Below are 22,622 nucleotides of genomic sequence, written 5' to 3' on the forward strand. Positions count from 1 at the left end.
AGGAGTATAATATTTCGTAATTCAGGTATTTAATGTTTTAACAATTAATTATCACTAAGAAGGAACTCAAAAAAAATAAGATAAGTTAAAGACACTATACATATAAATCATTTTATTGGTCATCTGTAAATCAGGTCAAAGAATGTATCCGGACAATTATTATTGACGTAATAAAGAAGATGATTTATTGTGATGCAAGGTTAAATTCATTAAATTTGAACAGAGCGCTATCATTCAGTTACACTAAAAACTGATCTATTCTTATGAACGAACTTCTTGAAAATATTGTAAAAATAGAGCACGGCTTCAAACATATCATCGAAGCTGGAAGCCTTCTACTTAAAAATGATGGTACCGATCATTTGCCTATGGCAAAAAGATTCATAGAAACCAATCAGGTTTATCAAATCAGAATGTTAGGCGTTTATATGTTGGGCGAAATTTCCCATACAAATCCAGTCGCATTGCATATTCTGAAAAATAGTATTCCAAAAGATAAAAATTGGCGAGTACAGGAGATGCTTGCTAAAGCCTTCGATTCATATTGTAAACACATAGGCTACGAATATGCATTACCCGAAATTGAATCCTGGATCAACAATGAAAATACAAATATTAAACGTGCGGTAACAGAAGGTTTGCGCATATGGACCAGCCGGGATTTCTTTAAACAACATCCGGAAATTGCCATAGAGCTCATCAGTAGAAATAAATTGACAGATAGTGAGTATCTAAGTAAGTCAATTGGAAATTCCTTACGTGATATCAGAAAAAAACATCCTGAAGCAATCGGAAAAGAAACATCGAAATGGGATGTCAATCATCATAAAATACAGTTTATATTAAAGCTGATTAATAAGTGATCATAATAATTACTATGTTGGATTGATAAAGCTTTAGAAAATAAGGCTTGAGTTTATATATAAAATGGTTTCCATCATTTGAATTCTTTTAATTAGTTTTTATATTTAGGAGAATTCTTGTTCTTTGTAAATTTGCTAAAAATAAAAACTCGGATTCAGTAACAATGATTGGTGAATCTGACCGTTTTTCTAATACACAATGCCCTAAAGTAGAAAAATTACCTTTGGCTACAGCTCGGTAAAATAAATGTATTTTGCCATCTACTTTAATGATTGCAGGATTCAAAACTCCTTCGCTCTCAAAACTTAAGTCGGTTTTTCTGAGTATAATTCCGTGTTTTGTTATTTCTAACATTTAGGTTGTTGCATTGCGACTTTCATTTTCTTTGTCCTTCCTCTTGTTTTGTTTGTCTTCCCGCTTTTCTTTTAATGATTTTGCCGCTGGCGTTTTATCTGTTTTTTTCTTCGTATTCTTTTCTTTTGACATTTCAAATATTTTTTTTATTGTAAGTAAAGGTCACTTATAAAAAAAGGAAAGCTTTGTAATAGTCTTTCAATTTGTTACATAAATCATAGATATTAGAATTTAAAGGACTAACTTTGAAAGAGTGGCCGTCAACATATCGATTGGCGGGCTTAAATACAGTAAAGGATTATGAAGTTGTATATAAAATATATGGTTAGCCTGCGCTGCAAAATGGTGGTTCATCAGGAACTTGAAAAACTGAATATCAGAAACGCTGTAGTAGATCTCGGATTGGTAGAAATATTGGATGATATCACTAATGAACAGCGACAATTGCTAAAGGAAAATCTCCTCAAAACAGGACTTGAATTACTGAATGACAAAAAAAGCATTCTGATTGAAAAAATAAAAAATGCAGTCACAGAAATGATTCATTATTCAGAATCTCTTCCGGAAGTAAATTTCTCAGATTATATCAGTGAAAAGCTCGGTTATGACTACACTTACCTTGCCAATACCTTTTCTGAAGTAAAAGGAATGACTTTGCAGCAATTTATAATTATTAATAAAGTAGAAAAAGTAAAAGAACTACTTTTATATGATGAGCTTAATCTTACCGAAATCTCCTATATACTCAACTATAGCAGTGTTGCACACCTTTCCAATCAGTTTAAAAAGATAACTGGACTTTCTCCTTCATTCTATAAACAGCTTAAGAAAAAACGGTTGAAAAATTTAGAAGATTTATAAAAAAAGTGTGATTTATGTAAATCTATTGTACAAACGTGTAGCATTTTTAACTGATTAAAGCTGCATCTTTGAATAGAAATAAACGATGGTAAAAACCGTGAGAAAGTTATTAAATTCTTAATAATACTCAGTTTTCATAATGATCTTATCAAAACTCGAGAAATAGTACATATGTTTTAAGAGTTTTGATAGAAAAAGGGACAGAAGCTTTTAAGTTTCTGTCTTTCTTTTTTATTCGACAATGATCATCCTTACCATTAATTGAGATTATGAAAACAATTAACCTATATAAATTTAAAGATTCCATTTCACAGAAAATGCCTCTTGTAAGAGAGAAAAGCCTTCTCAGTTCGCTTAATGACTGATGACAATTGACTTTATTAATACAGAAATCATAACAGAATATACAATTGATGTTGCTGATGATTTTAATTTTGAATGCTACAGTAATGAAGAATTGTTGAAATTATGTGAGACTTCACAAAGTGTTATTGAACATCATTTTGTAACAACTTTGAACGACTATGATGTTATATGATTTTACCAGTCACAGTTTTTCAAGCATCAGATAATTAAAATATATGAATAAGATATATTTTTAGGATGGAGGATAATTGTTCCCATATTGGTTTGGGTAGACTACTTACTGCATTATTCGTTAATGGGACATAATCCTTGCATTCTTTCTTATAGGCTGTTTATCATTCGATTAGGTCTTAAGCCACTTACGTGACGATTAAATAAAAAAAGGGAATCAATTTGACTCCCTTTTCATTTATATATATTCTGATTAACCTTCAATAAACTCCAAAAGGTCTTTATTAATCGTTGCAGCTTCTGTAGTTGGCATTCCGTGAGGGAAACCTGGATACGTTTTTATCGTTCCGTTTTTCAATAGTTTAATTGATTTCAAAGCTGCATTTTGGTAAGGTACAATCTGGTCATCTTCACCGTGAAGCACCAAAACCGGAATATCAACATTTTTCAAATCGTCTCTGAAATCAGTTTCAGAAAACGCTTTAATTCCGTCGTAATGAGCTACGATTCCGCCCATCATTCCTTGTCTCCACCAGTTTCTCTGTACGCCCTCTTTCACGTCTGCACCTTCTCTGTTGTAGCCGTAGAAAGGGAAAGTCAAATCAATGTAAAACTGTTGTCTGTTATTCAAAGTCTGGTCTCTGATGCCATCAAAAACAGACATTGGAACTCCATCAGGATTGCTGTCGCTCGCTACCATAATCGGAGGAACTGCGCTGATTAAAACTGCCTTTTTCGCTCTTCCGTTCGCATATTTATTCACATAACGGATTACTTCGCCACCACCAGTTGAGTGACCGATGTGAACTACATCTTTCAAATCTAAAAATTCAACCAATTCCGCTGCGTCAGAAGCATATTGCTCAATCGTGTGATTGTAAATATCCTGACTAGAACGGCCGTGACCTCTTCTGTCGTGTGTCACCACTCTGTAACCTTTTTGTAGGAAGAAAATCACCTGTGCATCCCAATCGTCTGATGATAATGGCCATCCGTGGTGAAACATCAAAACAGGTCCTTCGCCTTGATCTTTGTAAAAAATCTCTGTTCCGTCTTTTAATTTTAGTGTGCTCATAATTTAATTTTTTAAGTGTTCTGATTAATTTATATTAATATTTTGTTGTCTTAATTCTTTAGCAAATGTATGGCGGTTAAATTCCTTAGAAATTAATCTAGTTTAATTTCGTACATTTTGTTGAATATTTTTTATTTGGGCAGCTTTATCCGCCTTCCGTTCCCAATCTTTTTTGCTCGACGATTTCAGTTAAATAGAAATTGATTGCAAGCAAAAAAGGATTTCCACTCAAGTCGGGCTGTAGATTCGGTGTAAAACACGTTTCGATTTCAGAAATTAGCTTAAGTGTTCTTATTTAAGTTATGAAAGGAACTTACATTTACTTACGTGTCAAAAATCTTTTGTGCCTTATGTGGTTTAATCACCAGTATTCTCCCTCAAAAGCTCAAATAAATCCTCTGCGCCACCATCGAATTTCTTCCCGTTCACAAAGAAAGAAGGTGTTCCGTTCACGCCGCTCATAATTCCGCTTTCAAAATCTGAATCTACTTTTTCTGCCAACTCAGTACTTTCCAAATCCTTTTCAAATTGAGGAATGTTCAGTTTTAATTGTTCCGCTAACTTCATCAGCAAGTTCTCATTCAGTTCTCTTTGATTTTCATAAATCGCATCGTGCATTTCCCAGAATTTCCCCTGAAGATTAGCTGCTTCTGCTGCAATTGCTGCTGGTCTTGCATATTGATGCATCTCAGACAAAGGAAAGTTTCTGAAAACAAATTTAATTTGACTTCCAAATTCTTTCATCAATTCCTTCAGAACCGGATAAGCAGCGCCACAGTATGGACATTGATAATCTCCATATTCTACAATCACAAGGTCGGCTTCTAAGTTGCCTTGTGCGTGGTCAGCTTGGCTGACGTTTGGTTTTAGTGACATAATTTATTTTGTGTTAAGGTTTTCTAAAGCGTCTAAAATTCCGTCTGCTCCAGGATTGATGGCCGTGGGTGACAGATAACTCCATTTGATGATGCCATCTTTATTGATGACGAAAAGTGCGCGTTTGCATTCACCTTCTTCATCGTCGTAAACACCATATTGTTTTGCAATTTCTCCTTTAGCTTCAAAGTCTGCCAGCAAAGGAAAATGTAAATTTCTGGATTGCGAAAATGCCAAATGACACCATTTGCTGTCGACAGAAATTCCGAAAATCTCTGCATCGTATTTCTTGAAAAACTTCAAAGTTTCATTGTACAAAGCCATTTGGTCGCTGCAAACCGGACTCCAGTCTGCGGGATAAAAAGCGAGGATGACATTCTTTCCTTTGAATTCTGAGAGCGTAATTTTCTGGTCTGGCGTTGCATACAAAGTGAAATCTGGCGCAAAATCGTTTTTCTGTAACATAATATTAGTTTTTAGCATTAATTTTTGAAATCAATATTCCGCAAATCATTAGTAATAATGCAGGAATCATCAAAGTCCATTTTCCAAAATAACCGAGTAGGAAAGGAGCGATAAATGCACCTGATAAAAAGCCGATCCACAAGAGTAAAAGATGAATGGCATTGGATGTAGATTCTTTTTTTTCCATTTTATCATCTGTCATCGTCAGCATTGCAGTATTTCTTGCCAGACTGTTCAAAGTTCCTGTCACGAAATCTGTATTTACTTTTTGCTTTCCTACAGATGTCACAATCGTGTTCATCATTCCCATTGAAAATCCGACAATTGCAATGGATGATAAATTATCGATATCATAAAAATAAGCAATAATTGAGTAGAAAATGAGAATTCCGGAAACTATATAAAATGTTAATATTTGGTTCTTAATCCTCTTCCATAATGAAAGGCAGCTTCCGGTGTAAATTCCTAATAAAAAACAACTTATGACTGTAACCGATGTAATAACGATTCCAAATTTATCCGTTGAAAGTGCCGCTCCCAGTGAAGTTGTATTTCCACTCATAAAAGAGATGTAGGTTTTCCATTGAATCAGTCCTGTTGCATCTATGTATCCTGCAATCAAAGCTAAAAATATCGCCAATCTCTCTTGCATCTTAATAGAATCAGATGAAACGGAAGTGCTTGTTTTGATGACAGAATTATCCATTATTTAGAGAGATTTAATTCAAATCTTATTTCTTAGGCTGAATGAAGACTTTCTCAGTCGGCAATTTTTCAATTTCGCCTTCTTTTAAACCAAAATTAGTAATAACAACATCCTTTGGATTTCCGGAAAGCCATTCGCTCAAATCAATCGACTCATATTTTCCGCTGTTGAAACCAATGAGAATTCTGCAAACCGTGTCGCCTGTATTTTTGATGTAATGTCCGGCTCCCATAGGAACGTAACCAACATCTCCTGCTCTGAACTGTTCTGTAACACAAGTAGATTCTGCTAAGAAAACTGACATTTCTGCTTGTCCTGAAATAAAATATTGCCATTCGTCAGCATTCGGATGCCAGTGCATTTCTCTCAAAGCGCCAGGTTGCAATTCCAAAATAGAACCAGACATCGTGCTGCTGATAGGAAATTCTTTACTCGTTACCAATCTCTGCAAACCTCCGCCCGGAACGATTCTAGGCTGTTGAGAATGCAAAGGATAACGGTGAAAACTAGTTAATTCGATATCAGATTCATTTGGACGAGCTTCAGCAACGAAAGACATTTCATCCGGAACAATTCCTGTTGCGAAATACGCTTCTTTCTGAGGTAAAGTGGCTACTTCTTCTAAAGTCAATCCTAAATTCTGAGCGACAATCTCAGGTGGTACAGACGAAACAAAATCCGTCACGCTGAACGTATGGTCTTCGGAAAAATTACCGTTATCAAAAATCAAAATAAAATGACATTCTTCCGTCCCAGTCGCCTGAATCGAGTGGCCATAACCTTTTGGAAAATACCAAACATCACCCGGTTCAAAATTGTCTGTGTAACTGTGTCCGTCAGGATGAATAATCGTTGTACGAACCGTTCCCGAAATCATGTAAGCCCATTCTGCAGCGTTGGCGTGCCAGTGTAATTCTCTCATACTTCCAGGTTGCAATCTCATAGAAACGCCTGCAATGCCGATAGAAGCAGGAAAATCTTTTACAGAAGCGCCTCTTGTCGTTCCGCCGTCGTTGGTTCTAGGTTCTTTTTTTTCTAATTCGTATTTGAAACTTAATGATGCAGTATTCATAATAGTGATTTTTATAATTAATGATAATTTGTCTTTATTTCTACTGTAAAGCTACTTCGGAATGATGAGGTTTTGAAGTGGTTTTCGGTGAACGGGCAAAATGGGTCGGTGGGAATTTGAAAGGAGTAGTTGATGAGTTTAATGGATGCCACGAATGCACGAATTTTTTTAAATTAAAAACAAATTTTAAATAATTTCATCAAATTAATTCTTGCATTCGTGGCTGTTGTCATTTATCTTTAGAGTAAAGAAAATAATTAAGTGATAAAAGATTTTTAATTCAAATTTTTTAAGTTACAAGAATCTTAGTCAAGTTGATTTTAGTAATAGAAAATCCTTCACAATTTGAATTGAGAAGGATTAAAATTTGGGTCAGATTATTATTAAATCTATGTCTTGCTTTATCTCACAAGAATAATCTTTCCTGTATGCGAACCATCTTCAAGCAATCGGTGTGCTTCTGCAGCTTCCGAGAAAGGAAATGTTTTGTAAATGACAGGTTTGAACTGTTTAGATTCAATCAAAGGCCAGACATTTTTCTGAATTTCTTTGGCCAATTGTTTTTTAAATTCATATTCTCGGCTTCTCAAAGTACTTCCTGTGACAGTCAGGCGTTTGGTCATTACTTTCCAAATGTCCAAATCGACACGACTGCCACTTACCGCATTGATGTGAACCAATCTGCCTTCAGGCTTTAAAATATTGATGTTTTTGGCCAAATAATCACCGCCAATCATATCGAGAATGACGTCGACGCCTTCATTTTGAAGTTCAGTTTCAAAATTTTGGGTTTTATAATTAATGTAGGAATCTGCACCGAGTTCAAGACATTTTTGGCCTTTTTCATCGGAACCGACCGTGACAATGACTTTTGAACCCAAAGCGTGAGCAATCTGAATTCCTGTGATTCCAATTCCGCTGTTTCCACCGTGAAGTAAAAGGGTTTCTCCCAGGTGAAGATTTCCTCTTTGGAAAACATTAGACCAAACTGTAAAAACAGTTTCCGGTAAACTCGCCGCCTCAGCAAAACTTAAATCTGCTGGAATTGGTAAACATTGGCCTTCTCTCACAGCAACATATTCTGCGTAACCGCCACCTGCGAGAAGTGCACAAACTCTGTCGCCAATGGTGTAATTTACGACATCGGATCCGCATTTTACAATGGTTCCGGCAACTTCCAATCCCAGAATTTCGTCAGAAGCTCCTTCCGGTGCAGGATAATTTCCTTCACGCTGAAAGACATCGGAACGGTTGAGTCCGGCAGCTTTCACTTCGATTAAAACTTCGTCTCCGGATATTTCGGGAGTAAGGTAATCCTGTAATTTCAATACTTCAGGACCTCCAGATTTTGTAATAACGATTGCTTTCATTTTTTTAATTTTAATATCAGATTAATCTCAAACTCTCTTCCAGGTCAGTTTGTGAGTCACCAACCTCGAATTGCTGGTGAACGGTTTCTCACTTTCAAGATGCAGAAAACCATCTTTAAAGATAACGATTCTATTCTGCGTTTGTCCCGTCCAGTTGGGGAAAAGCGAGATGTACATCATGTGGCTCACCAACTGTTTTTCATCGTCCGTTTTGAACGGCCCTGAATACGCAAGATAGGTTGAACCTTCCTGTGTATATTCTTCCGACGTGGCATTGGTCCAATATTCCTGATGAGAGTTTTTCCGATGCATATCCATAATTTGTGCCGACATAAAACCGTCAGGATTGTAAATAATCAGTCCTTTTGGATTTTCGCCCATCGGGTGCGTGATTTCTCCACCGTTGACAGGGACTTCGATAAGTTCTACCAAAGTCCAGCTTCCTATAAGTTTTTCAAAAAGTGTTTCCATAACTTTAAAATGAAATGAGCGTACCGAAATACGTTCATTAAGTTTTTTCAATTAGAAAGGTTGATTGTATTTTCCGGTCAGCGCTTTGTTTTCAATGCTTTTTGCAAAGTTTGGGGTTTCTTCGTGGTTGTGATCGTCGGAAGCAGCTTGTCTGGAAGCTGCGGCATCAGCAAGATTCACATTGTGTTCTTTTAGGTATTCGAACATTTCAGGAGTGGCTGTTGCGTGGATTTCGTTGGTGTACAATGTTGTGTTATCATCGATTTTTGTGGCTTTCAGTTCCCATAAAACCTGAACTTTGGTACGTCCACCTTTAGTGATGGAATCTGAGATGGATAACATTCTGCAGTAATCTGCGCGGTGTTCAACGGCAACATAATGCTGAACCATCAAAGCATCTCCGATTGTTTCGACGTTTAAAGAAACTGGTTCACCATCGTACGTGGTAGAAATAGCTGCTCCGATGTGCTGCGTTGAGCATCTTTGATATTCAGCATCGGGAAGATTAAGTAACCAATCTGCAATATTAACTTTTTCGATTGGGGCATTGATAATCGCTGTAACTGTAGAGTGAGACAATGCGTTTTCTGGTGTTTGTAGGATTTCCATAATTTTTTGGTTTTAATTGTTTGTATTAATTTGATGATGTAAAGCTACAAGCAACCTAGCGCAAAATCAATTGGTCTTCGATGAATAGGCGGAAACTGTCGTTAAATAAGTATTATCATTTATTTAATAAATAGAATGTATTATAAACATCAAGTTTGTCATTCCGTAGGAATCTCAAAGCATTTAAAATAATAATTTAGATTCCTAAGGAATGACAAAATCGGAAACCCCATTAGTTTAAAAAAATCACTGCGTTTTTACAGTGATTCTTCGGTAATAAATTGATGTTGATATTATTTATAGAGCCATTTCCTAATCAGCTTCGTATAATTCGGCATTACCACATAAATCACCAGAAAGACCAGACAGCCCGTACTCACCAATGTATCAAAATAACGATTGGCAGGAATATTTATTAATCTTAAAGAGGGCAATAACAATAATTGCATTATTAATGATAAAGGATAAATGGCAGACCAGGTCGCCAAATATTGTTTCCAGCGAACCGGAACTTTGTTGTCTGTTTTTTCACCATAAAACAGAAAATCTAACCCAGATTTGATTTCGTAATTATCTGCTTTGGTGAATAATGGATGAGCCTTGTCAATCAATTTTTTTCTGGTATCAGATTCCATCCAATTTCGGAGATTTTCAATGGTATCAAATCGGATAATCACGGTGTAAACAAAAGTCAGATTCGGAATCGGGCGAACGATTTGCCAATAGATAAAACCCTTAGCATTTTTGGAAACAGGGAGAATTTCATCCAACCAATTTTCATATTCGGTTTGTTTGCCGTCGAGAACGTGATGGGTAATAATCACTGATGCACCTTGGGTTTCCATAATGAAATTGGTTTTTTAATGAATTAATGATTGATAGCTTGTATAAATAATTTAGTTTCGGAAAAAGATTTCAGTAAAATATCTTCTAGTTCTTCCAAAGCCTTTGCTGACACCGAATTTTCTTCAATTGTTAATTCTAAAATATCTAATTTTTCCTCTAATAATGGAAGCAAACCCATTATCGCCACACTCGATTTCAAATCGTGGGCTCTCAATTTGAGTAATTTGAAATCTTTGTTTTCATAAGCCAGTTTCATTTCCTGCAAATGAGTCGGGACTTTATCTAAAAACTGTTGCGTCACTGTTCTTTCAAAATCTTTATCATCATTACTTATAGACTTCAAATAAGTAAGGTCTATGAACTCGTAATTAGAAGATGTTCCTTCAGCTTTTGTTTCGGTTTTTTCGTTTTCTTCGTTTTCTTTCAATCCGAAATTGGAAATTAGTTTGAATAATTCTTCCTCTACGATAGGTTTTGAAATGTATTCGTTCATTCCACGGCTCATACATTTTTCGCGTTCGCCTGCCAAAGCGTGTGCGGTCATTGCGATGATTGGCGTGTTCAGTTTCAGTTCTTCACGGATTGTTTGTGTGGCGACATAACCATCCATTTGTGGCATTTGGATATCCATTAAAACTAAATCACAATCGTTATTTCTGAGAAATTCTACCGCTTCCAAGCCGTTATTTGCAGTTTCAAAATCGACGTTCCATTGTGATAGAAGATGTTTCATCAGGCTTTGATTGAGGGCGTTATCATCAACAATTAAAATTTTTAAAGGTGCATTCGATTTGTCTTTAAAATAATTAGTGTCAACTTTCGGAATTATATTAAGCTGTTCTTTCGCAATCGTATAAGGAATGAAAAAATGGAAAGTCGTGCCTTTTCCCTGTTCGCTGATGACTTCGATGTCGCCGTTTTGTAACTGGATCAGGCTTTTTACAATTGATAAACCAAGTCCCGTTCCTCCGTAATTTCGTGTTGTGGAATCTTCTCCCTGATTAAATCTTTCAAACACTTCGCTCAGTTTTTCTTTATCAATTCCGATGCCTGTATCAGAAACTTTGAAACCGATAACAGCTTTGTTTTCGGTTTGTTGTTTATTATAAATTTCGATATTGATAGTTCCTTGATGTGTAAATTTGATGGCATTTCCGATGAGGTTAACCAAAATCTGAGTTAATCTCGTTGCATCGCCATTCAAAGTATCTGGAATGGACGGGTCTATTTTGCTGGAAATCGTCAATCCTTTTTCTTTGGCTCTTTCAATAAAGAAAGTTTCGACAGAATTTACCAATCCGTTGATGCTGAATATTCCTTTGGTAATGCGCATCATTCCTGCCTCGATTTTTGATAGATCCAGAATGTCATTAATAATTGCCATCAGATTTTCTCCAGAACGCTGAATTGACGAAACAAATTCTTTCGAAGTTTCATCCAAAGATCTTTTCTGTAAAAGGTTGGTAAAGCCCAAAATTCCGCTCAAAGGCGTTCTGATTTCGTGGCTCATATTGGCGAGGAAATTTTCTTTGGTTTGTGCTGCGACCGAAGCTTTTTTCTCTGCAACATCCAATTCCTGAATTAACATTCTCTGACGTTTGAATTGGCGAAGAATGTGATAACCAACAATTGAACCGCTTAAGATCAAAAGAATCAATAAGGAAATATCATACAATCTCGCTTTTCGTCCCATCGCTTCGGTTTCTTTGCTGAGGTCAACCATATGAAGTTTTCGGCTTTCGTAGATTTTTGCAGTGATGGAAGTGATTTCGTTCGAAATTTTTCGGGCTCTTGGATTGGCAATGGAAGTGTTGTCGTCCATATTTCCAAGCGTGTGATAACGGAGCAATAATTTATCCTTCGTTGTCTTCTTTTCCATTGCAAGAACGCTCAGTCTGTGAATCAACTTTTCTTCAACGTCGTCTGAATTGTCTTTGGAAAGGGAATCGAGGAAGTTTTCTATCTGACTGATTTTTTGGTCGATTCCTTCGAGATGAGTTGTGTCGTTGGTTGCTATGGAAGCTCTGATTCTGCTTTCAACGCCCAAAATATCACGGTCGATCTCACGTAAATGATTACTCGAACGCAGCTCGTTCAGAAGTCTGTTGTTATTTTGAATGAGTTCTTTGGTATTTTTAGCTGAGTTGATTTGAACTGCTATCAATAGGAGAGAACCCGCAATAAATGTGAGAATAATAAAATAGCTGAACCGTCTGTTTCCCATTACTGAGGATATTTTTTTCATAAATGTTTTTCTTTGTTTTTAACGCAAAGTCTGCAAAGATTTTTTTAATCTTATTGAAAATATTTTTAAGCTCGCAAAGGCGTAAACTTAGCAAAGACTAAAATATTAAGTTTGTCATTCCGTAGGAATCTCGATAGCTTTGGTTAGATTCCTACGAAATGACGAAACTGTGTTTTTATGTTAACGTATCTTTTGCGTTGAATCTCTCGCAGCCCGACTTGAGCGGAAATCCTTTTTTGCTTGTTCTCAAGTTCTATTTAAACTGAAATCGTCCGCAAAAAAGATTGGGAGCGGAAGGTGGAAATAGCTGCCCAAATCATTAATAGTCAATTAGAAAACATTCATTCTTGTATTGAGTGCCTTTCGATAAGCATCAGCAACGGGAATGAATTTTCCGTTTATCATAATTCCGCCGTCCTGAAGTGTGTCTATCTTGCCGACAGAAACGATGTAAGATCTATGAACACGGATAAAATCATCTTTTGGCAAACGTTCTTCCGCCGTTTTCATCTTACCGTGGATGGCAAACATTTTTTCTCTTGTGTAAAACTTCACATAGTCGCCCATTGCCTCTGCATAAAAAATATCGTCGAGTCTCAAACGCCTTGTGATATTGGAATCTCTGACGAAAAGGAACTCATCTTTGGTGACTTCCACATCTTCTCTTCTGCTTTCCAAAATAGATCTTGCTTTGCTTACAGCCTGTAAAAATCTTGCAGGCATCACGGGTTTCAGGATGTAATCTGCAATATTTAATTCGAAAGCTTCGAGTGCATATTCTTTATTCGACGTGGTGAAAATGATAATGGTGTCTTTTCCAGAAAGGTTTTTGGTGAGTTCAATTCCGGTCATTTCCGGCATTTCGATATCCAAAAATATCAAATCTACCTGATTGTTCTGCAAATGATTGTAAGCTTCGATCGCGTTGGAATATTCATTGACAATCGTCAAATTCGGGACTTGTTTTGCCAAATGGGCGAGCGTGGTTCTTGCGATATCGTTGTCATCAACAATCAGGGCTTTCATAGGGATAGTTTATTATGGTTGACACAAATATAATTATTCCTTTTCTCAAAATTAGTAAGAATTTTTTGCTTAAATTTTTTTGATTCTAATGTGAAAGTTTTGAATGCCACGAATGCACGAATAAATATATTTTATTATAAAGAAATTAATGCATTCGTGGTCACGTATTACCTGAAGTAAGAACGAATCATCCAGGCCATTTCTTCGTGCGTTTCTATAAGGCTTGTGATGAAGTCGCTTGAACCGTAATCTTTATACTTTTCAGCAAAAGGTGTAACGTTTCCTCTTAGAAAATCGATAATGCTTTCATGGTCTTTTAGTAGATCCTTCATAAAGCCCAATCCATCATTGGTTCTCTCGCTGTATTCCGTAAGATGTGTTAATTCTAAATAAGCTTTCATTGTAGCAGGTGCGTAATGACCGATTTTTCGTAAACGTTCTGCAACGCTGTCAATCAACTCGTCAATCTGTTTATACTGTTCTTCAAAGAAAATATGGTTTGCGTGAAAATTGTCGCCGGTCACGTTCCAGTGGGCATTTCTGGTTTTGATGTAAAGTACAGTTTCATCTGCTAATAATTTTGCCAATTGTTCTGCTACAGCTTCTGTGTTTTGCTCTGTAAGCCCGATGTTTGTTTTCATAAGATTGAGATTTTAAGTTTGAGCGTTATTGCTTTTTTCTGATGTAAAGTTCATAGTAAATCCTACGTAATGACGAAAGTTTTCGATGAATAGGCAAAATGAGTCGTTGAATCATATTTTTAAATTTTTAAACATTTGTAATGAAAAAAAATGTGATGCGATGTAATTTATTAATCTAGTTAAATGCTCAGTATCTCTTGTCGCCATACATTTGTCATATTAAAATGAAAGACCGAAAATAGATATCAGAATGTTATTTTATTCATCTATAAAATATAAAAGAACAATTGGATGAAAAAAGTTATAGGTCTATCATCTAATATTTCATATTTAACTTCTAAACAAAAAGCTATGCACGAAGATTTACTACTCATACTCGGACTTCTATTGGTCGTAATGCTACTGGTTATGCTGGCGCAGCGCATCAAAATTGCGTATCCTATATTTTTGGTGTTGGCAGGATTGGGAATCAGTTTAATTCCCGGAGTTCCTGTTTTGAAACTGGACCCGGAAATTATTTTCCTCATTTTTTTACCTCCATTGTTATATGAAGCCGCTTGGTACACCTCGTGGAACGATTTCTGGAAATGGAAACGCACCATTGGATTATTGGCTTTTGGATTGGTCTTCCTGACATCTATTGTTGTAGCATTTGCTTCGCAGGCTTTGATTCCGGGATTCACCTTGGCAATGGGATTTTTGCTGGGTGGAATTGTTTCGCCACCAGATGCGATCGCAGCGACTACCGTTTTGAAAGGCTTGAAAGTTCCAAAGCGAACGATTGCAATGCTGGAAGGCGAAAGTCTCATCAATGATGCCTCGTCACTTATTGTTTTCAGATTTGCTTTGGCAGCCGTGATGACCAGCGTATTTTCTATGCAGGAAGCAACGGGACAGTTTTTCCTGGTTACAGGAATGGGTGTTGTGGTTGGGATCGCGGTTGCTCATATTTTCTATGCAATACACAGATTTTTGCCGACGACACCAGCAATTGATGCAGCTTTGACGGTGATGACCCCATATGTTTTATTTCTTTCGGCAGAGCATTTTCATTTTTCGGGAGTAATGGCGGTGGTGAGTGGCGGATTGTTTATGTCGTTCCGTTCGCACGAGATCTTCAAAACGGGAACTACTAGAATCAATATGACGGGCGTGTGGAATACCCTGATCTTTGTGATGAATGCCTTGGTTTTTGTCTTAATTGGATTGGAACTTCCCGATACTGTCGATGGATTGGGCGAAACATCTGTAATGGATGGAATTAAATATGGTCTAATTATCAGCCTGATTGTGATTGTCGTTCGTATGTTGTGGATCTATCCTGTGGCACACATTCCGAGATGGCTGAGCAAAAAAGTGCGTAAAGACCCAAGTCCGGGTTGGAAAAATCCTTTGATAATCGGTTGGGCAGGAATGCGTGGCGTGGTTTCTCTGGCAACGGCTTTATCAATTCCGGTAATGATGAATGAGCAGTCAGAATTTCCACACAGGAATTTGATCATCTTTATAACATTCGTAGTGATTTTTGTGACGCTGGTTTTTCAGGGTTTGACGCTTCCTTTGATCATTAAATTGACCAAGATCGGTGAGATTGACAACATTTTGCCTTCTCACGAGCAGCAGGCGAGTATTCAAATCAGACTGGATAATCTTGCGGTGAACCGACTGAATGAAAAATACCAGTCTAATCTGGAAACGAACAGTCTGGTGGAAAACTTTAAACATACCATCGAAAACTATATTTTGCAACAGCAAGATCATCTGGAGTCTTTGGAAATGTGCACCAACAGAAGAAATGATTTAAATGAATACCACGAAATTATGCTGGATATTTTCGCATTACAGAGAAAAGAATTGTTCAAAATAAAACGTGAAAACCTGTTCAGTGAGGATGAAGTGAGAAAAGCGGAATCACAACTGGATCTTAACGAACTGAAAATTACGGGTACCAAACATTTATAATACATACCAAATCTCTAGCCCCGATAGGAACGGCATCCTTTTTTTGAGGTTGGCATTGGCGGTGGGAAAAAAGATATAGTGGATAGCGGGATTAAGCTCCTGAAAATTAACTTCAATACAAACAAATATCAAATGGAAAGCTTACAATTTTTAGTCATTGGGAAAAATCAGGAAATTCTTGATACCTTAAAAAGAATTATCGAAAATAATGAAGGGTGGAAAGCAGAAATCGAGAGCGATGAAAACGTCTGCTATCATTATATCAAAGATAATCAAGTAGATATTGTGCTTTTGAGTTCCGGTTTAGATGAGAAATTTGAAAATAAAGTGAAAACTTTTTGCCGGGATTTGGATAAAGAGGTGAAAGTAATCGACCATTACGGCGGCGGAAGCGGGCTTTTGAAGAACGAAGTTTACACACTTTTTCCTAATTTGCAGCCGTAAACTTAATTTATGTTTGAAAATATCATCAAGAACGTCACGCGTTTTATCAGTCTAAACAGAGAAGAAGAGAAAATATTCACCGATTTATTGGTTTGTGAGACCATTCCCAAGAAAACAATTTTATTGCGGGAAGGTGAGATCTGCCAGTTTGAAGGCTTCATTCACAAAGGCTGTTTGAGGGCTTATTACCTTGATGATAATGGTTTTGAGGTCACAATTCTGTTTGCTATCGAAGATTGGTGGATCAGTGATATTGCGTCGTTTCAGGACCAGAAACCGTCCAATTTGTATATTGAAACGATTGAAGATTCAGAGATCTTTATGCTGAATCCTAAAACTAAAGAAGAGCTTTTACAGAAAATTCCAAAATTTGAAAGAGTTTTCAGAATGTTGGTTCAGAGAAATCTGTTTACGCTTCAAAACCGTTTGGTGAATACTATTTCAAAAAGCGCATCTGACCGATATCTGGAATTTATAAAAGTATATCCTACAATTCCACAGCGTGTTGCGCAGTATTATATCGCTTCATATCTGGGCGTTTCCAAAGAATTTGTGAGCACGATCAGAAAGCGTTTGGCGACTAAGGAGAAATAGAACGTACAGAATTCCCCTCCAATGGAGGGGTGTCGAAAATTTGAAAAATTTTTGACGGGGTGGTTTATACATAGCTTGTAAACTACCCCGTCTTTTTGTTTCAAATAAAGTAAATTTATTAAACTAGTTAAATGCGCAGTAATTTCCATCACCATAAATTTGTCCCATCAATAACGAATAAACAACCAACAGATATGGACAGAAAAGATTTTTTAAAGAAAGGATTACTTGGAACAGGAATGTTTGTAGCAACCGCTTCATTGGGAAATACAATGAAAAATGAGATTGACGAAATCGAACCTTTGGAACCCATCGGATACAATCATTTACCAAACACTGATTCAAAAATCAAAGACAATTCTGTGATTCATAAAGCGGATTCCAGAGGAAAAGCAGACCACGGCTGGTTGGTGAGCAATCATACTTTCAGTTTTGCAAATTATCATAATCCGGAAAGAATGCATTTTGGTGTTCTCAGAGTTTTGAATGATGATAAAGTAGAGGCGGGAAGAGGCTTCGGAACGCATCCGCACGATAATATGGAAATCATCAGCATTCCGTTGGAAGGTGATCTGGAGCACAAAGACAGTATGGGAAATTCGGCGATTATCAAGAGTGGAGACATTCAGGTGATGAGTGCGGGAACTGGAATTATGCACAGCGAATTCAATAAAAATAATGACAGTTTGGTAAAATTTCTTCAAATCTGGGTGTATCCAAACAAAAGAAATGTAACGCCACGATATGACCAGATTACTTTAGACAAATCAAAAGGTCAGAATCAATTCCAACAAATTCTTTCTCCAAGTGCTGAAGATGAAGGTGTTTGGATTCATCAGGATGCTTGGTTTCACTTAGGGAATTTCGAAAATAATGTTGAAACCAACTATCAAATCAAGAAAAAAGGAAATGGCGTGTATGCTTTTATTTTAAAAGGAAGCGCAGTAATCGAAGGACAAAAAGTAGAAACAAGAGATGGTTTTGGAGTTTGGGATATTTCCGATTTGAACATCAAATCGACTTCAGAAAATACAGAAATTTTGTTGATGGAAGTTCCGATGACGATGTAAGAAAAAAATTAAACAGTCACTTTTAGAAGTGTGAAATATTTATACAAAAATAGGCTTGGATTTTATTATCTGAGTCTATTTTTTTGCTTTAAACTAAATCTTGTTTTAAATTTAAGTAATTGATTATTAGTGTTTTGGTTGTTGTTGTGGACAGTTTTTTATCGAGTTGAAATTATCTGTATACAATAAAGGATAAAAAAATAAAATATTTTTTCAGAAATGTGATTTATTAAACTAGTTAAATGTGTAGGGTTTCTCATCGCCCTAAATTTGTCATATCAAAATCAAAGAAATACTTCAGACAGAATTTAATTATCAATAAAAATAAACAACAACATTTAAAAATTAAACATTATGAAAAAGTTAATCTTAACATTCGCAACAGTAGTATTATCAGTAACAGCATTCGCTCAGAAACCTGGAAAATCAATGTTGAACCCAACCAACCACGCTTTGGTTTTAATTGACCACGAAGGGCAAATGGCATTCGCAACAAAAAGCATCAGTATGGAAGAATTGAGAAACAATGTGGCATTGATTGCAGGCGGCTCAAAAATCTTCAACATTCCGACCGTGGTAACAACAGTAGCAGAAAAATCTTTTGCTGGACCCGTTTTCCCGGAAATTTCAGAAGCTTATCCTGAAGCGACAAGTGGATATGTAGACAGAACGACGATGAACACTTGGGAAGACTTGAACGCTCACAAAGCAATTACAGGAAAAAACAAAAAGAAGCTAGTTTTGGCTGGTCTTTGGACGAGCGTTTGTATCGTAGGTCCGGCTTTATCTGCAATTGACGAAGGTTATGAAGTGTATGTGATTACGGATGCTTCAGGTGATATTTCAAAAGAAGCTCACGACCAGGCGGTTACAAGAATGGTTCAGGGGGGTGTACATCCGATTACCTCAGTTCAGTATGTTCTTGAATTACAGAGAGATTGGTCAAGAAAAGAAACTTATAAACCAGTGAATGATTTAATGAAAAAATATGGCGGTGCTTACGGATTAGGAATTCAGTACGCTCAGGATATGCTTAAACACTAATCAAATTTCAACTATGGCAGGTTGAAACCGACCTGCCTTTTTTCTTCAAACCATTAAAAAGTACATTATGAAACCACTCCATAAATTTTTATTCTCATTCGTCTTAGGTGCCGGATTGTTCAATGCTCAGAAAGCAGATTTAATTGTAACCAACGGAAAAATCACCACAATGGATGATAAAAATCCGGAAGTTCAGGCAGTTGCCATTAAGGACAATAAAATTTTCCAAACCGGAACAAATGCCCAGATTTTAAAACTAAAAGGAAGCTCTACAAAAATCATTGATGCTAAAGGAAATCGAGTGATTCCTGGATTATTTGACAGCCATTTGCACGTCATCCGAGGAGGAAGATTTTACAATACAGAACTTCGTTGGGATGGTGTGAAAACTTTGAAAAGAGCTTTGGAAATGTTGAAAGAGCAGGCTCAGAGAACGCCAAAAGGGCAATTGGTAAGAGTGATTGGTGGCTGGAACGAATATCAGTTTGAAGAAAAAAGACTGCCGACTTTGGCCGAGATCAATGAGGCGACAGGCGAAGTTCCGGCTTTCGTGATGTATCTCTACGGAAAAGCCTGGTTGAATAAAGCGGGTTTAAAAGAATTAAATATCAACGGTGAAACACCAAATCCGGCTCAAGGTTTAATTGAAAAAGACAATAATGGAGACCCGACTGGTCTTTTGGTTGCAGAACCTAACGCGTTTATACTGTATTCGACTTTAGCAAAATTACCTGAATTGTCAGAAGCTGAAAAAGAAAATTCTACACTGCAATATATGACAGAACTGAATCGTCTTGGCGTAACAGCTGTCATGGATGCAGGCGGTGGTTTTCAGAATTTCCCTGATGATTACGGAACAACTGATGAATTAAATAAGCAGGGAAAAATCACAGTTCGATTACCTTATTATTTGTTTGCTCAAAAGAAAGGTTCTGAATTATCAGATTATACAAAATGGACAGGAATGGTAGACATCGATGACCACGGACACAACAATCACAACGGAATTGATTATCACATAGAAGGAGGTGGCGAAAATCTGGTTTCAGACGGTGCTGATTTTGAAAATTTCCTTTTCCCAAGACCTGAATTGCCTGCAACGATGGAGAAAAGTATGAAAGAAGTGGTAAGTCTTTTGGTGAAAAAAAGATGGCCTTTCAGAATTCATGCAACATATAATGAAAGCATTACAAGATTCTTAAATGTGATTGAAGAAGTGAATAAAGAGACACCTTTGAACGGATTGGTTTGGTTTTTCGACCACGCAGAAACGGTTTCTGAAGACAATATGAAACGTATCAAAGCTTTAAACGGCGGTATTGCAGTTCAACACAGAATGGCGTATCAAGGTGAAAGTTTCATCCATCGTTACGGAAAAAAAGCAGCTTTGGCTTCTCCGCCTGTTAAAAAAATGCTTGAAATGGGAATTCCTGTCGGATTGGGAACAGACGGAACCAGAGTGGCAAGTTATAATCCGTGGGTTGCTTTGTACTGGATCACTTCAGGGAAAACTTTGGGCGGAACTCAGGTAATGGCAAAAGAAAATGCTTTGGACAGAAAAACAGCTTTATCACTTTCTACTTTTGGAGGATATGAATTGATAAAGGATTATGAAAAAGGAAAAATCAAAAAAGGATATTTCGCAGACCTTACGATTTTGGATAAAGATTATTTCAGTGTTGATGAAGAACAAATCAAAGATATTACTTCCAAATTAACCATCGTTGACGGAAAAGTAGTCTACGGAGACGAAACTTACAAAAATGTTGCTCCGGCTTCACTTCCTGTACTTCCTGAATGGTCTCCTGTAAAACATTACGGCGGATATCAGACAAAGTAACTAAGATTTAAACCCAATAATTTCGCAAAAAATTCCCCTCCATTGGAGGGGTGGCGAAATTCAAAGAATTTTTGACGGGGTGGTTTATAACTGACAATCAAAATAACTCAATACACTACCGAAAACTCAAACCTAAACAATGAAAAAGTTAACTCTAATATTATTTATCGCACAGATTTTTCTTTCGGTAAATATCTCCGCACAATTTAAACTGATGAGGTTTGATGAAAATTATACATCTTATCAGGATTCAACAAAAACATTGTATAATTCATTGAAATATATTCCGCTTTCTGAAAATGATAACAATAAATATTTATCGTTAGGCGGAGAAGCGAGAGCAGAGTTTGTAGAATTTAATAATGAAGACTGGGGAAGATTGGGAATCGGAAGCAATCCGTTTTTTATCCAGAGATATACGGTTCACGCAGATTTGCATTTAGGTTCACGAGTGAGAGTTTTCGGACAATTGAGAAGTGCGTGGGAAAACGGAAGAAAGAATGGGCCAAGACCGATCGACGAAGATCATCTGAATGTTCAGAATCTTTTTGTAGATGTGGATGCTATCAAAAATGAAAAAGAAAAGCTGACCGTTCGTGCAGGAAGACAAGAGTTGGATTACGGAAGCGGAAGATTGATTTCAGTTCGTGAAGGTCCAAACTTGAGACTTTATTTTGATGGATTGAAATTGATGTATCAAAGAGGGAATTTCAAATCGGATGCATTTATGATGATGACTAGTGAAATCAATACTGGAGTGTTTGACAATAAGTTCTCAAAATCGATTAATCTTTGGGGAAGTTATAACACTTTGATCCTTCCGAAAAGTGGAAATTTAGAATTCTATTATCTGGGAATTCACAGAAAAGAAACCCGTTTTGAAGACGGAACAGGAGACGAGAGAAGACATACTTTGGGCGGAAGATTTTACAGATATGGCAGCGGTTTTATTTACAATTTTGAAGGAGCTTATCAGTTTGGAAACTTCAATAATAGTACAATAAGTGCTTGGACAGCTTCTGCAGACATCGGTTATCTATTCGAAAATGTGAAAGGAAAACCGACCATCAATCTTCGCAATGATTATATTTCAGGAGATAAAAATAAAGGTGATGGGAAATTGGGAACTTTCAATCCGCTTTATCCGAAAGGGGGGTATTTTGGATTCAATCCGCAAATTGGACCTGTGAATTTAATTGACATTCATCCTTATGCAACCGTGGATTTAAACAGCAAAATGACGGTTCAGGCAGATGTGGTTTTCAACTGGAGATATTCTTTACAGGATGGCGTTTACAGACCGAGCGGATCTTTGAATCTGACTTCAATGAATTCTAAAAAGAGATACATCGGGACAGCTTTTTTAGGAAGCTTTAATTATAAGATCAATAAATTTTTCATTTTTAATACAGGAATTCAATATTTTAAAACCGGTGAGTTTGTAGATGATATTATTGAAAATGACAAAAACGGACTTTTTATTAATTCAAGAGTTGTTTTCAAGTTTTAAGTCAAACATGAATGACACTAACTTTTACACAAAAATCACGAATATATTATTAGTGAAATTAGTGAAAAATATTTGAGCAATTTGTATTTTTAATATCCCACATCAATGCCAGAATCTATTTCTGAAACTACCTTTGAATA

General features: G+C 36.5%; 24 protein-coding genes. 10 read left to right on the plus strand and 14 right to left on the minus strand.

Features of this window, described 5'->3' with window-relative positions; all coding sequences use genetic code 11:
* The first annotated feature begins 263 nt into the window (after positions 1-263).
* Positions 264-863 (plus strand): DNA alkylation repair protein, encoded by a 600-nt coding sequence (locus BUR17_RS01660; RefSeq protein ID WP_143747509.1) that lies wholly within the window; start codon positions 264-266, stop codon positions 861-863.
* An 88-nt stretch (positions 864-951) separates the two neighbouring features.
* On the opposite strand, the gene BUR17_RS01665 is transcribed toward BUR17_RS01660, so the two are convergent.
* Together BUR17_RS01665 and BUR17_RS21120 are read right to left on the minus strand one after the other, a co-directional pair.
* A complete protein-coding gene (locus BUR17_RS01665) occupies positions 952-1,218 on the minus strand; it encodes a hypothetical protein (protein WP_074228267.1) in 267 nt (88 codons plus the stop codon).
* Positions 1,219-1,350, minus strand: a complete 132-nt coding sequence (locus BUR17_RS21120; RefSeq protein ID WP_262484501.1) for a hypothetical protein — start codon at positions 1,348-1,350, stop codon at positions 1,219-1,221.
* Positions 1,351-1,518: 168 nt separating this feature from the next.
* Here BUR17_RS21120 and BUR17_RS01670 point away from each other — a divergent pair, with 168 nt between their 5' ends.
* Positions 1,519-2,079 carry a helix-turn-helix domain-containing protein gene (locus BUR17_RS01670; protein ID WP_228418573.1) on the plus strand — a complete coding sequence of 187 codons (561 nt, stop codon included), beginning with the start codon at positions 1,519-1,521 and terminating at the stop codon, positions 2,077-2,079.
* A 364-nt stretch (positions 2,080-2,443) separates the two neighbouring features.
* Positions 2,444-2,617 (plus strand): hypothetical protein, encoded by a 174-nt coding sequence (locus tag BUR17_RS20935; protein ID WP_228418575.1) that lies wholly within the window; start codon positions 2,444-2,446, stop codon positions 2,615-2,617.
* A gap of 252 nt (positions 2,618-2,869) precedes the next feature.
* On the opposite strand, the gene BUR17_RS01675 is transcribed toward BUR17_RS20935, so the two are convergent.
* The 12 genes from BUR17_RS01675 to BUR17_RS01730 form a co-directional block, all read right to left on the minus strand.
* Positions 2,870-3,691, minus strand: coding sequence for an alpha/beta fold hydrolase (locus BUR17_RS01675; RefSeq protein WP_074228269.1), 822 nt, complete (start codon positions 3,689-3,691; stop codon positions 2,870-2,872).
* Positions 3,692-4,048: 357 nt separating this feature from the next.
* Positions 4,049-4,567, minus strand: a complete 519-nt coding sequence (locus BUR17_RS01680) for a DsbA family protein (RefSeq protein WP_074228270.1) — start codon at positions 4,565-4,567, stop codon at positions 4,049-4,051.
* Between the two features lie 3 nt (positions 4,568-4,570).
* A complete protein-coding gene (locus BUR17_RS01685; protein WP_074230187.1) occupies positions 4,571-5,032 on the minus strand; it encodes a redoxin domain-containing protein in 462 nt (153 codons plus the stop codon).
* Between the two features lie 4 nt (positions 5,033-5,036).
* Complete coding sequence (locus BUR17_RS01690; protein WP_074228271.1) at positions 5,037-5,738, minus strand: YoaK family protein; 702 nt, start codon at positions 5,736-5,738, stop codon at positions 5,037-5,039.
* A gap of 25 nt (positions 5,739-5,763) precedes the next feature.
* Positions 5,764-6,810 (minus strand): cupin domain-containing protein, encoded by a 1,047-nt coding sequence (locus BUR17_RS01695; protein WP_074228272.1) that lies wholly within the window; start codon positions 6,808-6,810, stop codon positions 5,764-5,766.
* Positions 6,811-7,211: 401 nt separating this feature from the next.
* Positions 7,212-8,180, minus strand: coding sequence for an NAD(P)H-quinone oxidoreductase (locus BUR17_RS01700; protein WP_074228273.1), 969 nt, complete (start codon positions 8,178-8,180; stop codon positions 7,212-7,214).
* A gap of 27 nt (positions 8,181-8,207) precedes the next feature.
* Positions 8,208-8,651 carry a lipocalin-like domain-containing protein gene (locus BUR17_RS01705; protein ID WP_074228274.1) on the minus strand — a complete coding sequence of 148 codons (444 nt, stop codon included), beginning with the start codon at positions 8,649-8,651 and terminating at the stop codon, positions 8,208-8,210.
* Between the two features lie 51 nt (positions 8,652-8,702).
* Positions 8,703-9,260 carry a hypothetical protein gene (locus BUR17_RS01710; protein ID WP_074228275.1) on the minus strand — a complete coding sequence of 186 codons (558 nt, stop codon included), beginning with the start codon at positions 9,258-9,260 and terminating at the stop codon, positions 8,703-8,705.
* A gap of 293 nt (positions 9,261-9,553) precedes the next feature.
* Positions 9,554-10,105: an antibiotic biosynthesis monooxygenase gene (locus BUR17_RS01715; RefSeq protein WP_074228276.1), complete on the minus strand. Its 552-nt coding sequence runs from the start codon at positions 10,103-10,105 to the stop codon at positions 9,554-9,556.
* Between the two features lie 23 nt (positions 10,106-10,128).
* Entirely contained in the window at positions 10,129-12,351 is a 2,223-nt protein-coding gene (locus tag BUR17_RS01720; RefSeq protein ID WP_084550352.1) for a hybrid sensor histidine kinase/response regulator, read from the minus strand.
* A 330-nt stretch (positions 12,352-12,681) separates the two neighbouring features.
* Positions 12,682-13,377, minus strand: coding sequence for a LytR/AlgR family response regulator transcription factor (locus BUR17_RS01725; RefSeq protein WP_074228277.1), 696 nt, complete (start codon positions 13,375-13,377; stop codon positions 12,682-12,684).
* A 167-nt stretch (positions 13,378-13,544) separates the two neighbouring features.
* Positions 13,545-14,018, minus strand: a complete 474-nt coding sequence (locus BUR17_RS01730; protein WP_074228278.1) for a Dps family protein — start codon at positions 14,016-14,018, stop codon at positions 13,545-13,547.
* Between the two features lie 291 nt (positions 14,019-14,309).
* Between BUR17_RS01730 and BUR17_RS01735 the strand changes: the two genes are divergently transcribed.
* The 7 genes from BUR17_RS01735 (at position 14,310) to BUR17_RS01765 (ending at position 22,482) form a co-directional block, all read left to right on the plus strand.
* Positions 14,310-15,980: a Na+/H+ antiporter gene (locus BUR17_RS01735; RefSeq protein WP_228418577.1), complete on the plus strand. Its 1,671-nt coding sequence runs from the start codon at positions 14,310-14,312 to the stop codon at positions 15,978-15,980.
* Positions 15,981-16,112: 132 nt separating this feature from the next.
* Positions 16,113-16,424: a hypothetical protein gene (locus BUR17_RS01740; RefSeq protein WP_074230190.1), complete on the plus strand. Its 312-nt coding sequence runs from the start codon at positions 16,113-16,115 to the stop codon at positions 16,422-16,424.
* A gap of 9 nt (positions 16,425-16,433) precedes the next feature.
* On the plus strand, positions 16,434-17,018 hold the full coding sequence (locus BUR17_RS01745; protein ID WP_074228279.1) for a Crp/Fnr family transcriptional regulator: 585 nt from the start codon (positions 16,434-16,436) through the stop codon (positions 17,016-17,018).
* A gap of 194 nt (positions 17,019-17,212) precedes the next feature.
* Positions 17,213-18,088 (plus strand): pirin family protein, encoded by an 876-nt coding sequence (locus tag BUR17_RS01750; protein WP_074228280.1) that lies wholly within the window; start codon positions 17,213-17,215, stop codon positions 18,086-18,088.
* 354 nt (positions 18,089-18,442) lie between these two features.
* Positions 18,443-19,132 (plus strand): hydrolase, encoded by a 690-nt coding sequence (locus BUR17_RS01755; protein ID WP_074228281.1) that lies wholly within the window; start codon positions 18,443-18,445, stop codon positions 19,130-19,132.
* Between the two features lie 67 nt (positions 19,133-19,199).
* Positions 19,200-20,972 (plus strand): amidohydrolase, encoded by a 1,773-nt coding sequence (locus BUR17_RS01760; protein WP_074228282.1) that lies wholly within the window; start codon positions 19,200-19,202, stop codon positions 20,970-20,972.
* A 139-nt stretch (positions 20,973-21,111) separates the two neighbouring features.
* The gene (locus BUR17_RS01765; protein ID WP_074228283.1) at positions 21,112-22,482 is read left to right on the plus strand and encodes an alginate export family protein; all 1,371 of its coding nucleotides are present in this window, start codon (positions 21,112-21,114) and stop codon (positions 22,480-22,482) included.
* Positions 22,483-22,622 lie beyond the last annotated feature (140 nt).

Origin of the sequence: Chryseobacterium scophthalmum (genome assembly GCF_900143185.1) — a bacterium.
In the GTDB taxonomy this organism is placed as follows: Bacteria; Bacteroidota; Bacteroidia; order Flavobacteriales; family Weeksellaceae; genus Chryseobacterium; species Chryseobacterium scophthalmum.